The sequence below is a fragment of the Kitasatospora purpeofusca genome, from assembly GCF_036010405.1.
GTDB lineage: Bacteria > Actinomycetota > Actinomycetes > Streptomycetales > Streptomycetaceae > Kitasatospora > Kitasatospora purpeofusca.
In genome coordinates, this window is sequence record NZ_CP108561.1 from 9,399,329 (window position 1) to 9,414,514 (window position 15,186).

At 76.2% G+C, this 15,186-nt stretch carries 1 protein-coding gene; it reads left to right on the plus strand.

The window, feature by feature from the left end:
• Positions 1-2 precede the first annotated feature (2 nt).
• Positions 3-15,161 (plus strand): type I polyketide synthase, encoded by a 15,159-nt coding sequence (locus OG715_RS40785; RefSeq protein ID WP_266272136.1) that lies wholly within the window; start codon positions 3-5, stop codon positions 15,159-15,161.
• Positions 15,162-15,186: the final 25 nt, after the last annotated feature.

Genomic DNA, 15,186 nt, shown 5'->3' on the forward strand with positions numbered 1-15,186 from the left:
TGATGTCCGACGACAAGAAGCTGCTCGACTACCTCAGGCGCGCCACCGCGGACCTGGGTGACGCCCGGAGGCAGCTGCGCGAGGCCGAGCAGGCCCGCCACGAACCCATCGCCATCGTCTCCATGGCCTGCCGCTACCCCGGCGGCGCCGACACGCCCGAACTGCTCTGGGACCTGGTCTCCCGGGGTGCCGACGCGATCTCGGCCTGGCCGGTCAACCGCGGCTGGGACGTGGAGGGCCTCTACGACCCGGACCCCGAGCGGCCCGGTACCTCCTACACCCGCCACGGCGGCTTCCTGCACGACGCGGCCGAGTTCGACGCGGAGTTCTTCGGCATCTCGCCGCGCGAGGCCCTGGCGACGGACCCGCAGCAGCGGCTGGCACTGGAGACCGCCTGGGAGGCGGTCGAGCGGGCCGCGATCGACCCCCGCACGCTGCGGCGCACCGGCACGGGTGTCTTCCTCGGGGCGATCGGCAACGGCTACGGGGCGGGCTCGCGCCACCTCCCCGAGGTCCAGGGCCTGTTGGACACCGGGACGGCGAGCAGCGTGGTCTCCGGCCGGATCGCCTACACCCTGGGCCTGGAAGGGCCCGCGGTGACCGTGGACACGGCCTGCTCCTCCTCCCTGGTCGCCCTGCACCTGGCGATCCGCGCCCTGCGGGCGGGCGACTGCACGCTGGCCCTGGCCGGCGGGGTCTCGGTGATGGCGACCCCCGACGCGTTCGTGGCGTTCAGCCGCCAGCGCGCGTTGTCGGCCGACGGCCGCTGCAAGGCGTTCGGGGCCGACGCGGACGGGACCGGCTGGTCCGAGGGCGCCGGCGTCCTGCTGCTGGAGCGGCTGTCCGACGCCCGGCGCAACGGGCACCCGGTGCTGGCCGTCATCCGCGGTTCGGCGACGAACCAGGACGGTGCGAGCAACGGTCTGACGGCGCCCAGCGGCCCGTCGCAGCAGCGGGTGATCCGGGCGGCGCTGGCGGACGCGGGGCTGGCGGCGTCCGAGGTGGACGTGGTGGAGGCGCACGGCACCGGCACCACCCTCGGCGACCCCATCGAGGCGCAGGCCCTGCTGGCCACGTACGGCCAGGGGCGGACCGCCGAACGTCCCCTGTGGCTGGGCTCGTTGAAGTCGAACATCGGCCACACCTCGGCGGCGGCCGGCGTGGGCGGCGTCATCAAGATGGTGCTGGCGATCGAGCACGGCGAACTGCCCAGGACCCTGCACGCGGACCGGCCGACGCCCATGGTGGACTGGTCGTCGGGAGCCGTGGAGGTCCTCTCGGAGGCCCGCGCCTGGGACGACACGGGACATCCGCGCCGGGCCGGGGTGTCCGCCTTCGGTGTCAGCGGCACCAACGCCCATCTGATCCTGGAACAGGCCCCGGCGGAGGAAGCCGAACCGGTGGCCGACACCCCGGCCGGTGGCGACGCGCACCCGCTGCCCTGGGTGCTGTCGGGGCGTACCGACGAGGCCCTGCGCGACCAGGCGGCCCGGCTGCTGGCACACCTGGGCGCCGGCCCCGGACCCCTGCGGGCCGACGACACCGGCCGCGCCCTCGCCCTCACGCGTACCGCCTTCGAGCGGCGGGCGGTGGTCGTGGGCGCGGACCCGGAGCGGCTGATCGACGGCGTGAAGGCCCTGGCCGAGGGCCGGTCGGTGCCGGGGCTGGTGCGGGGCGACGGGGTGTCGTCGGGTCGTTCGGTGCTGGTGTTCCCGGGTCAGGGTTCGCAGTGGGTGGGAATGGCTGCGGAGCTGCTGGCCGGGTCGGAGGTGTTCGCGGGGCGGATGGCGGAGTGCGAGCGTGCTCTGGCGCCTTACACCGACTGGTCGTTGGTGGAGGCGTTGGGGTCGGAGCGGTTGCTGTCGCGGGTGGATGTGGTGCAGCCGGTGCTGTGGGCGGTGATGGTGTCGCTCGCTGAGGTGTGGCGTTCCTTCGGCGTCGTGCCGGACGCGGTGGTGGGCCACTCCCAGGGTGAGATCGCTGCCGCGTGCGTGGCCGGCGGTCTGGGCCTGGAGGACGGGGCGCGGGTGGTGGCGTTGCGTTCCCGCGCGATAAGGGTGTTGGCGGGCCGGGGCGGTATGGCGTCGTTGCCGCTGCCGGTGGAGGACGTGCGGGAGCGGATCGGTTCCTGGGTGGGCCGGTTGTCGGTGGCGGCGGTGAACGGTCCGTCGTCGACGGTGGTGTCGGGCGACGCGGACGCGGTCGTGGAGTTGGTCGACGGGCTTGTCTCCGAGGGTGTGCGGGCGCGCGTGATCGAGGTCGACTACGCCTCGCACTCCGCGCACGTGGAGGAGATCCGTGAGCGGTTGCTCTCCGACCTGGACGGCATCACCCCTCTCTCGGCTTCGGTGCCGTTCTTCTCGACGGTGACGGGCGGCTGGCTGGACACGAAGGCCCTGGACGCCGAGTACTGGTACCGCAACCTGCGGGAGACCGTGGAGTTCGGGCAGGCCACGGAGGCGCTGCTGGAGGAGGGCTTCCGGTTCTTCGTCGAGTCCGGCCCGCACCCCGTGCTCACCTTCGGCGTCCAGCAGACCGCCGACGAGGCCGACACCGCCGGCTCCGTGCAGGGCCCAGCCGTGGTCCTGGGCACACTGCGGCGCGGCGAGGGCGGCCTCGACCGCTTCCTGACCTCCCTGGGCGAGGCTTACGCGGGCGGTCTGTCGCCCGACTGGGACCGGGTGTTCGCCGGACTCCGCCCGGGCGGTGTCTCCCTGCCCACCTACCCCTTCCAGCGTCGCCCGTACTGGCTGGAGGACACCGGCCCCGCGGCGGGCGGCCCCTCCGGAACGTCCTCGCAGGGTGACGACCTCTGGGAGGCCCTGGGCGGGGGCGACCTGGAGCGGTTCACCACGGCCCTCGGGGTCGCGCCCGAGGACCCGCTGAACGTGGTGCTCCCCGCGCTCACCACCTGGCGCACCGAGCGCACCGAGCGTTCGGTGGTCGACTCCTGGCGCTACCGCGTGACCTGGCGGGCCCTGCCCGAGGGTCCCCCGGTCCCGCTGGACGGCAGCTGGCTCGTCCTGTCGTCGGACGGTCGGTCCGAGGACGGGGTGCGCCGGTCGGAGGCGACCGTCCACGTCCTGGAACAGGCCGGGGCCTCGGTGGTGCACCTACGGATCGCCGAGGCGGAGACCGACCGCGCCGTGCTGGCCGACCGGGTCCGCGCGTCCCTCGACGCGCTGCCCGGCCCGGTGACGGGAGTGCTGTCGCTGCTGGGCCTCGACGAGCGCCCGCACCCGGCGCACCCTTCCGTCCCGCTGGGCACCGCGCTCAACCTGGCCCTGGTGCAGTCCCTCGGCGACGCCGGCACCGACGCGCCCCTGTGGTGGGCGACCCGGGGCGCGGTGTCGGTCGGGGGCACGGACACCGGGAGTCCGGTCAGCGCCGCGCAGAGCCTGCTGTGGGGTCTGGGCCGGGTCGCCGCGCTGGAGTTCCCGCAGCGCTGGGGCGGTCTGGTCGACCTTCCGGAGGTCCTGGACCCGGACGCCGCCGCGCGGCTGTGCCGGGTGCTGGCCGGCGGGGCCGGGGACGAGGACCAGGTGGCCGTACGGGCCACCGGCAGCCACGGCCGGCGGCTGGTCCGGTCCGCCCTGGGCGACACCGAACCGCGGCGGAGGTGGCGGCCCGGGGGCACCGTGCTGATCACCGGCGGTACCGGCGGGATCGGCGCGCAGATCGCGCGCTGGCTGGCCCGGCGGGGAGCCGCGCACCTGGTGCTGGTCGGCCGGCGCGGCGCGGACGCGCCGGGTGCGCCGGAGCTCTCCGAGGAACTGGCCGCCCTCGGCACCCGGGTCACCCTGGCCTCGTGCGACGTCGCCGACCTGGAGGCCCTGCGCGCGCTGAAGGACGGCCTCGAACAGGACGGCCACCGGATCAGTACCGTCTTCCACGCCGCAGGCGCCGGGCTGCTGGTGCCGCTGCCCGACACCGACGTGGACGAGTTCGCCGACACTCTCCACGCCAAGGCCGGCGGGGCCAGGAACCTCGACCTGCTCTTCGACCGGGACACGCTCGACGCGTTCGTGCTGTTCTCCTCCATCTCCGGGGTGTGGGGCAGCGCCGTCCACGGCGCCTACGCCGCCGCCAACGCCTACCTCGACGGCCTCGCCGAGGACCGCAGGAGCCGCGGCCTCGCCGCGACCTCCGTGGTGTGGGGGATCTGGAACCCCGAGGGCGGGGCCGGGATGGCGGCCGAACTGGCGGAGGAGACCCTGCGCGGCCACGGCGTGCTCTTCATGCCGCCCGCGGTCGCGATCACCGGGCTCCAGCAGGTCCTGGACCACGACGAGACGGTGGTCGTGGTCGCCGACATCGACTGGGACCGCTTCGCGACGGTCTTCACCTCGGCCCGCCCCAGCCCGCTGATCGGGGAACTCCCCGAGGTGCGCGCCGCGCTGGCCACCGGACCGGAGACCGCTGGGACCGGGGCCGAGGGTGCGCCCTCGGCGCTGCGCGACCGGCTGGAGCCGCTTCCGGCGGCCGAGCGGGCCCGGGTGCTGGTCGACCTGGTCCGGACCCACGCGGCCGCCGTCCTCGGCCACGACTCGCCGGACGCGGTCGCCCCCGGCCGTGCCTTCCGCGACCTGGGCTTCGACTCGCTGACCGCCGTGGACATGCGCAACCGGCTCAACACCGCCACCGGACTGCGGCTCCCGGTCACCGTCGTCTTCGACTACTCGTCGGCGACCGCGCTCGCCCGGCGGCTGGAGACCGGACTGCTGGGCGCCGCCGAGGAGTCCGCCACCCCCGCCACCGTCCGGCAGCCCCCGGCGGCGGCGCCCGCCGAGGACGACGACCCCGTCGTGATCGTCTCCATGAGCTGCCGCTACCCCGGCGGCGTACGCACCCCCGAGGACCTGTGGGAACTGCTCGCCGACGGGCGCGACGCCGTCTCCGGGCTGCCGTCCGACCGGGGCTGGGACCTCGACGCGCTCTACGACGCGGACCCCGACCGGCCCGGTCGGAGCTACGCCGCCGCGGGCGGATTCGTCAGTGACGCGGACCGCTTCGACCCCGGATTCTTCGGGATCTCCCCGCGCGAGGCCCTGGCCATGGACCCGCAGCAGCGACTCCTCCTCGAAACCGCCTGGGAGGCGATCGAGCGCGCCGGCATCGACCCGGCGTCCCTGCACGGCACCCCGACCGGGGTCTTCGCCGGCGCCTCCTACCAGGGCTACGGCGGCACCCTGCGCGACATCCCCGAGGAACTGGAGGGCCTGTTCATCGCGGGCATCTCCACCAGCGTCCTGTCCGGGCGGGTCGCCTACCAACTCGGCCTCCAGGGGCCCGCCGTGACCGTGGACACGGCCTGCTCCTCGTCCCTGGTGGCGGTCCACCTCGCCGCGCAGTCGCTGCGCTCGGGCGAATGCGCGCTGGCCCTGGCGGGCGGCGCCACGGTAATGGGAACCCCGCTGTCGTTCACCGGCTTCAGCCGGCAGCGCGGACTCGCCGAGGACGGGCGCTGCAAGTCCTTCGCCGCCTCGGCGGACGGCTTCGGCATGGCCGAGGGCGTGGGCCTGCTGCTCCTGGAACGCCTCTCCGACGCCCGCCGCAACGGCCACCCGGTGCTCGCGGTGCTGCGCGGCTCGGCGATCAACCAGGACGGCGCGAGCAACGGGCTGACCGCGCCCAGCGGCCTGGCCCAGCAGCGGGTGATCCGCGACGCGCTGGCGAACGCCCGGCTGACGGCCGCCGACGTGGACGCCGTCGAGGCGCACGGCACCGGTACCCGGCTGGGCGACCCGATCGAGGCCGACGCGCTGCTGGCCACCTACGGCCAGGACCGGCCGGCCGACCGGCCGGTGTGGCTCGGGTCGCTGAAGTCGAACATCGGGCACACCCAGGCCGCCGCCGGGGTCGGCGGCATCATCAAGATGGTGCTGGCCATGGGGCACGGTGAGCTGCCGCGGACCCTGCACATCGACCGGCCGTCCGCGAACGTCGACTGGACGGCGGGCGCCGTCGCGCTGCTGACCGAGGCCACACCCTGGCCGGAGACCGGCCGGCCGCGCCGGGCCGGAGTGTCCTCGTTCGGCCTGAGCGGCACCAACGCCCATGTCGTCGTCGAGCAGCCGCCCGCCGAGCCCGCACCCGCGCTGCCCGCCCTCCCGGCCGGGTCCGTGCCCGCCGCCGGATCCGACGCGCCCGTCGGGCCGTCCGCCGGGTCCGGTGCGACGGATCCGGGCATCGCGCCGGCCGCCGTCCCGTGGGTCCTGTCCGGGCGGACCGCCGAGGCGCTGAAGGCCCAGGCGGAGCGGCTGCACGCCTACCTGACGGAGCACCCGGAGCTGTCGTCCGTCGACGTCGGCCACTCCCTGGCCACCACCAGGAGCGCCTTCGAGCACCGCGCGGCCGTCGTCGGCGAGGACCGCGCGACCCTGCTGGGCGGCCTGGCCGCGCTGGCCGCGGGGGACCGCGCACCCGGCCTGGTCGAAGGCACCGTCGCCCGGTCGGCCAGGACCGTCCTCGTCTTCCCCGGCCAGGGATCCCAGTGGGCCGGCATGGCCCGGGAACTGCTCGACCACGCCCCGGCCTTCGCCGACCGGATCGCGGCCTGTGAACGCGCCCTCGCCCCGCACCTGGACTGGTCGCTGCTCGCGGTCCTGCGGGACGAGCCCGACGCGCCGCCGCTGGACCGGGTGGACGTGGTGCAGCCGGTGCTGTTCTCCGTGATGGTGTCGCTGGCCGAGCTGTGGCGGGCGCACGGGATCGTCCCCGACGCCGTGGTCGGCCACTCCCAGGGGGAGATCGCCGCCGCCTGCGTGGCCGGCGCGCTCTCCCTGGACGACGCGGCCCGGATCGTCGCCCTGCGCAGCCGGGCCCTGCTGGCCCTGACCGGCCGCGGCAGCATGCTGTTCGTGCCGCAGCCGGTCGAAGCCGTACGCGAAACACTGTCGTCCGCCCACTACACGGAACTCGACGTCGCCGCGGTCAACGGGCCGACGTCGGTGACGGTCTCCGGCGACCCGGCGGCCCTGGAACGACTGCGCGACCAGTACTCCGAGGCGGGCGTCCTGACCTGGCCGGTCCCCGGCGTGGACTTCGCCGGACACTCGCCCCAGGTGGAGGAGCTCCGCGAGGAACTGCTCACCCTCCTCGCCGGCACCGCGCCGCGGACGTCCGACATCCCGTTCTACTCCACGGTCAGCGGCGGCCCCCTGGACACCCTGGGCCTGGACGCCGCGTACTGGTACGAGAACCTGCGTCGGCCGGTGGAGTTCGGACGGGCGGTCGACGCACTCATCGCCGACGGGCACCACACCTTCGTCGAGTGCAGCACCCACCCCGCGCTGACCGTCTGGCTCCAGCAGGCCGTCGAAGCGGCCGGGGCCGGCGACGGAGCGGTCGTCGGCACCCTGCGCCGCGCCGAGGGCGGCCCCGGCCGCTTCCTCGCCGCACTCACCGAACTCCAGGTACGCGGACTCCCGGTGGACTGGGACACGGTGTTCGCCGGAACCGGCGCGCGCAAGCGACCCCTGCCCACCTACGCCTTCCAGCAGCAGCGCTACTGGCTGGACACCACCCCCGACCGGCCCGCCGACGCCATCACCGGCACCGGCACCGGCACCGGCACCGGCACCGGCACCGGCACCGGCACCGACGCCACGACCGGCACCGGCCCGGCCGACTCCGGTTTCTGGGAGGCCGTCGACCACGGGGACCTGGACGCCCTCGCCACCACCCTGCGGGTCGAGGACGGGGAGCTGAGGGCCTCCCTCGCCTCCCTGGTGCCCACCCTCGCCGAGTGGGCGCGCGGCCGGGCCGGCGACCGGACCGCCGACAGCTGGCGCTACCGGGTCACCTGGAAGCCCCTGCCGGCCCCCGAACTGCCCCGGCTCACCGGCAACTGGCTCGTCCTCGCCCCTGCCGGCGCCGCCGACGACCCGGCCGTCGTGTTCGCCGTCGACGCCCTGCGCGGACACGGCGCCGCACCCGTCCTGGTCGAGGCGGGCCCCGACACGACCGACCGGACCCGGTTCGCCGCACTGCTCCGCGACGCCCACGACCACGCCGACGGGCCGCCCGCCGGAATCCTGTCCCTGCTCGCCCTCGCCGAGGAACCGCACGGCGACGGATCGGCGCTCCCCCTCGGCCTCACCCTGACGGTCGCACTCCTCCAGGCCCTGGGCGACCTCGGCACTGACGCCCCGCTCTGGGGCGCCACCCGGGGCGCGGTGTCGGTCGGCCGCTCCGACCGGATCGACAGCACGCTCCAGGCCCTGGTCTGGGGCCTCGGCGCGGTCGCCGGTGTCGAGTACCCGCAGCGGTGGGCCGGCCTGGTCGACCTGCCGCGACGGCTCGACGACCGGGCCGCGACCCGGCTCGCCGAAGCACTGACCGGCCCCGACGGCGAGGACCAGCTGGCGGTACGCGCCACCGGCCTCTACGGCCGCAGGGTCGTCCACGCCGGACTCGGCGACACCGCCCCCGTCCGCGACTGGACCCCCGAGGGCACCGTCCTCATCACCGGCGGCACCGGCGGACTCGGCGCCCAGATCGCCCGATGGCTCGCCCGCACCGGCACCGCGCACCTGCTGCTCACCAGCCGGCGCGGCGCACAGGCCCCGGGGGCCGACGCCCTGCTGGCCGAACTGCGCGGACTCGGCGCCGCCGCCACCGCGGTGGCCTGCGACGTCGCGGACCGCGACGCACTGGCGGAACTGCTCGCCGGCATTCCGGCCGAACGCCCGCTGCGCGCCGTCCTGCACACCGCGGGCGTCCTCGACGACGGGGTGATCGACTCGATCACCCCCGACCGCGCGGCCGGCGTGCTGCGCCCCAAGCTCGACGGCGCCCGCAACCTCGACGCGCTCACCCGCGGCCTCGACCTGACCGCCTTCGTGCTGTTCTCCTCGCTCGCCGGCACGCTCGGCGGCACCGGCCAGGGCAGCTACGCCGCCGCCAACGCCTACCTCGACGCCCTGGCCCGGCAGCGCCGCGACCTCGGACTGCCCGGCACCTCGGTGGCCTGGGGCCTGTGGGGCGGCGAGAGCCTCGCCTCCGGAGCGGTCGCCGAACGGCTGATCCGCGACGGCCTGCCCGCCATGGATCCCGCGACGGCCACGACCGCGCTGCGCCGGGCCCTCGACCACGACGACACGGCGGTCCTCGTCGCCGACTTCGCTTGGGACCGCTTCACCCGGGCGTTCACCGCGCTGCGGCCCAGCGCCGCCCTCGGGGACCTGCCCGAGGTCCGGGAGGCACTCGCCGCCGCGCGCGGCTCCCGGAGCACGGCCGACGGCGCCGAGCCGCCGGCCCTGCGGCTGGCCGCACTGCCCCCGGCGGAACGGGACCGGGCCCTGCTGGACCTGGTCCGCTCCGAGGTCGCCGCCGTGCTCGGCCACCCCGGGCCAGAGGCGGTCGGACCGGACCAGGCGTTCAAGGAGATCGGCTTCGACTCGCTGATCGCCGTCGAACTGCGCAACCGGCTCGCCGCGGCCACCGGTCTGCGCCTGTCGGTGACCCTGGCCTTCGACTACCCCACGGCCACGGCGCTGGCCGGACACCTGCGCGCCGAACTGCCGGGCGCGCCCGCCACGGAGACGCCCGACGCCCCCGGGCCGGTGCCCGCGGCAGCCGCGGTGCCCGAGGACGAGGCGATCGCCGTGGTCGCCATGAGCTGCCGCTACCCCGGCGGCGTCACCACCCCCGAGGAGCTGTGGGAGCTCGTCGCGGGCGGAGGGGACGCGATCACCGGATTCCCCACCGGGCGCGGCTGGGACCTGGACGGCCTCTACGACCCGGACCCGGACCGGGTCGGCAGCACCTACGCGCGGGAGGGCGGCTTCCTCCACGACGCCGACCGCTTCGACCCGGCCTTCTTCGGGATCTCCCCGCGCGAGGCGCTGACCGTCGACCCCCAGCAGCGGCTGCTGCTCGAACTCTCCTGGGAGGCGTTCGAGCGGGCCGGCATCGACCCGCTGTCGCTCAAGGGCAGCGCGAGCGGCGTCTTCGTCGGATGCAGCCACCACGACTACGGGTCGCGCGTCACCGAACCCTCCGAGGAGATGGAGGGCTACCTCGGCATCGGCAGCGCGGGCAGCGTGGCGTCCGGGCGGATCTCCTACAGCCTCGGCCTCGAAGGGCCCGCGGTGACCGTCGACACGGCGTGCTCCTCGTCGCTGGTCGCCGTCCACCTCGCGGCCCGGTCGCTGCGGGCCGGCGAATGCTCGCTGGCGCTCGCGGGCGGGGTGACCGTGATGTCGACACCGGGCGCGTTCGTGGAGTTCAGCCGGCAACGGGTGCTCGCCGAGGACGGCCGCTGCAAGCCGTTCGCCGCCGCCGCCGACGGCACCTCCTGGGCCGAGGGCGCCGGACTGCTCCTCCTGGAACGCCTCTCGGACGCCCGGCGCAACGGCCACCCGGTGCTGGCCCTGGTCTGCGGCTCCGCCGTCAACCAGGACGGCGCCAGCAACGGCCTGACCGCCCCCAACGGGCCCTCCCAGCAGCGGGTCATCCGGGCGGCCCTCGCCGACGCCGGACTGACCGCCGCCGAGGTCGACGCGGTGGAGGCGCACGGCACCGGGACCAGGCTGGGCGACCCGATCGAGGCCCAGGCGCTCCTGGCCACGTACGGCCGGGAACGCGACGCGCGGCAGCCGCTGCTGCTGGGGTCGCTGAAGTCGAACATCGGACACAGCCAGGCCGCCGCCGGAGTCGCCGGCATCATCAAGATGGTGCAGGCCATGCGGCACGGGGCGCTGCCTCGCACCCTCCACGTGGACGCGCCGACACCCCACGTCGACTGGTCGGCCGGCGCGGTCCGGCTGCTCACCGAGGACACCCCGTGGCCGGAGACCGGCCGCCCCCGGCGGGCCGCGGTGTCGTCGTTCGGAGTCAGCGGCACCAACGCCCACACCATCCTCGAACAGCCCGCCGGACCCGCCCCGGTCGCCGCCGCGGTGGCCCCGGTGACCACCCCCGCCACGCCCGCCGCACCCGCCCTGCCCTGGCTGCTCTCCGCCCGCGGCGCGGACGCGCTGCGGGACCAGGCCGCCCGGCTGCTCCGGCACCTGGAGCACGCCCCGACCCTCCCGGTCGCCGACCTGGGCCGCTCCCTGGCGCTGAACCGCAGCGCCTTCGAGCACCGGGCCGCCCTCACCGGCACGGACCGGCAGACCCTGCTCCAGGGGCTCACCGCCCTCGCCGCCGGCGAGCCGTCGGCGGACCTGGTGCGCGGTGTCACCGGCGCGGCGGTGAAGACCGCCTTCCTGTTCCCCGGCCAGGGCAGCCAGCGCACCCGGATGGGCGCCGAACTGTACGCGCGGTTCCCGGTCTTCGCCGACGCCTTCGACGCGGTCTGCGCGGAACTCGACCCGCTGCTCGACCGCCCGCTGCGGGAGGTGATCGACGCGGCCCCCGGCGACCCCGACCACGGCCTGCTGGACCGCACCGAGTACACCCAGCCCGCCCTGTTCGCCCTCGGTGTCGCGCTGTTCCGCCTCGTCGAGCACTGGGGCCTGCGCCCCGACCGGCTGCTCGGCCACTCCGTGGGGGAGCTGGCCGCCGCCCACGTCGCCGGGGTGTTCTCCCTCCCCGACGCCGCGGCGCTGGTGGTCGCGCGGGGACGGCTGATGCAGGCCCTCCCGGCGGGCGGCGCGATGGCCGCCCTCGCCGCCGGGGAGGAGGAGGTGCTGCCGCTGCTCGCGGGCCGCGAGAGCGAGGTCGGCCTCGCCGCGGTCAACGGCCCGGCCTCGACCGTGATCTCCGGCGACGCGGCGGCGGTGGACGAGATCGCCGCCGTGCTCGCCGCGCGCGGCCGCAAGACCCGACGGCTGCGGGTCTCCCACGCCTTCCACTCGCCCCTCATGGAGCCGATGCTCGCCGAGTTCCGCGAGGTCGCGGCACGCATCGTCCCGGGGGAGGCCACCGTCCCCGTCGTCTCCGACCTGACGGGCGAGCCGGCCACCGCCGAGCAGCTCGGCTCACCGGACTACTGGGTGGAGCACGTGCGCGGCACCGTCCGCTTCCAGGACGGCGTGCGGCACCTGGAACGCGACGGCGTGACCGCGTTCCTGGAACTCGGACCCGACGGCGCGCTCACCGCGATGGGCCAGGACTGCCTGACCGGCGCCACCGGCGGCCCTGTGCTGGTGCCGCTGCTGCGCAAGGACCGGCCCGAAGCACCCGCGGCGACGGCGGCCCTGGCCCGGCTGCACGTCGCGGGCGTCCCCGTGGACTGGAGCGCCGTCCACTCCGGCGGCCCGGCCCGCTCCGCCGTCGACCTGCCGACCTACGCCTTCCAGCGCGGCAGCTACTGGCTGGAGGCCGGCCCGGCGAAGGCCGGCCTGCCCGCGGCCGGACTGCTGACGGTCGACCACCCGCTGCTCGGCGCCGGAACGCAACTCGCGGAATCCGACGGCTTCCTCTTCACCGGCAGGTTCTCGGTCCGCAGCCACCCCTGGCTGGCCGACCACGGCGTCTACGACGGCGTGCTGTTCCCCGCCACCGCGTTCCTGGAACTCGCGGTCCGCGCGGGCGACCAGGTCGGCTGCGACCAGGTCGAGGAACTGACCCTGGAAGCACCGCTGGTGCTCCCGGCGGGCGGAGCCGTCGCGCTCCAGCTGACCGTCGGAAGCCCGGACGCCTCCGGCACCCGCCCGCTGAGCGTCCACGCCCGGGCCGCCGACGACGGCCCCGACGCCCCCTGGACCCGGCACGCGAGCGGCCTGCTCACCTCCGCCGGAGCACCCGACCCGGACCAGGTGGACCAGGCGGACCCCGCGGCCTGGCCGCCGCCCGGAGCCGTCCCGCTCGACACCGAAGGCCTGTACGACCGCTTCGCGGGCGGCGGATTCGCCTACGGCCCCGCGTTCCAGGGCCTGCGCGCGGCCTGGCGGCTCGGCGACGAGGTGTACGCCGTCGCGAGCCTGCCGGAGCAGCAGCAGTCGGACGCCGCCGCGTTCGGCCTGCACCCGGCCCTGCTGGACGCCGCCCTGCACTCGCTGGTGTTCGACGTCCTGGAGGGACCCGCGCAGGGCTGGCTGCCGTTCTCCTGGAACGGGGTGCGCCTGCACGCCTCCGGCGCCACCGAACTCCGGCTGCGGCTGACCCCCACCGGCCGCGACGCCGTCGCCGTCCGGGCGACCGACGCCCACGGCCGGCCGGTGGTCTCGGCCCGCTCCCTCGTCCTGCGGCCCGTCTCGGCCGACCGCTTCAAGGCCACCCGCGCAGGACACCACGAGGAACTGTTCCGCCCCGAGTGGCAGGCCCTGCCCGAGCGCGCCGCGACGGCCGCCGCCTCCGTCCCCGACGCGGAGTCCTGGACCGTGCTCGGCACCGGGACGCCCCTGCCCGCCGGCGCCGCGCCGCTCCCCGGCCGTACGGTTTCCGACCTCGCGGCACTGTCCGCACTGCTCGACGCGGGCGCCCCGCCGCCCCCGCTGGTCCTGGCCGCCTGCCCGCCCGCCCCGGCCCCGGACGCACCGCCCGGCGCCCTCCGCGACGCGGTCCACGACGGCCTCGGCACGGTCCTCGCCCTGCTGCGCGGCTGGCTGGCCGACGAGCGCCTGACCGGCTCCAAGCTGGTCCTGGTCACCGCGGGCGCCGTCCCGGTGACCGCCGACGACGCCCCGGCCCCGGCCCCGGCCGCGATCTGGGGACTGGTCCGCTCGGCGCAGACCGAGAACCCCGACCGCTTCGTCCTGCTGGACCTGGACGCCCACGGGACCCCGCCCGCCGTCCTCGCCGAAGCCCTCGCGTCCGGGGAACCCCAGCTCGCGATCCGGGCCGGGGCCGTCCACATCGCCCGGCTGGCCCGGGTACCGCTGGCCGCCACCGGCCGCACACCCGGCTGGGGCGGTGACGGAACCGTCCTGATCACCGGCGGCACCGGCGCCATCGGCGCCCACGTCGCCCGCCACCTCGTCGCCGAACACGGCGTCCGGCACCTGCTGCTGACCAGCCGCAGCGGCCCCGCCGCCGACGGCGCGGCGGAACTCCTCGCCGAACTCGCGGCCCTGGGCGCGCACGCCGAGATCACCGCCTGCGACGCCGCCGACCGCGACGCCCTCGCGGCCCTGCTGGCCGCCCTGCCCCCCGCACACCCGCTGACCGGGGTGGTGCACGCCGCGGGCGTCCTGGCCGACGGCGTCGTCGCCGACATGACGCCCGAGCAGCTGGACCTCGTCCTGCGCCCCAAGGTGGACGCGGCGATCAACCTGCACGAACTCACCGCCGGTCCGGACCTGTCCGAGTTCGTCCTGTTCTCGTCCATCGCCGGAGTCTTCGGCGGCATGGGCCAGGGCAACTACGCCGCCGCCAACGCCTTCCTGGACGCCCTGGCCCACCGGCGCCGCGCCGACGGGCTGCCCGGCCGCTCCCTCGCCTGGGGCCTGTGGGCCAACAGCACCGGGATGACCGGCGGCCTCACCGAGGCCGACCTGCGACGGATCGCCCGGGGCGGGATCGTCGCCTTCGACCCGGCCCAGGGGCTGGCGCTCTTCGACACGGCCGGCACCCTCGACGAGCCGGTCGTCCTGCCGCTGCGGCTCGACACCGAGGCCGTCCGCGCCCAGGCCGCCACCGGCGGCGTCCCCGCCCTGCTGCGCGGTCTGGTGCGCCCCGCCGCCCGGCGCGGCGCCGCGGGCCCCGCCGCCGCCGGCACCGGCCCCGACGCGCCCGAAGCCCTGAAGCAGCGCCTCGGCTCCCTCAACGACACCCAGCGCGGCCGGGTCCTCCTCGACCTGGTCCGCTCCCACGCAGCCCTGGTGCTCGGCCACAGCGGCCCGGCCGAGGTCGAGCCCGGACGCGGCCTGCTGGAGGTCGGCTTCGACTCGCTGACCGCGGTGGAACTGCGCAACCGGCTGCGCGCCGCCACCGGCCACCCCCTGCCGGCCACCCTGCTCTTCGACCACCCCACCCCGGCCGCGATCGCCGCACACCTCGCCGCCGAACTGGTCCCCGACGCCGGGCCCGGCCCGGTCCCCGGCCTCGCCGAACTGGACCGCCTGGAGGACGCCCTCACCGGCGCCCTCGACGACCCGGCGGACCGCGACCGGCTCGCCGAACGGCTCCGGGAGGTCCTGGGCCGCCTCGGCCTGGCGGTCACCGCGGCCGGCGGCGACGGCACGGCGGCGGACTCCATCGAGGACCGCATGGACGGCGCCAGCGACGACGAACTCTTCGACCTCATCGACAACGAACTCGGCCTGTCATGACACCGACCCGACACGCGAACCAGGA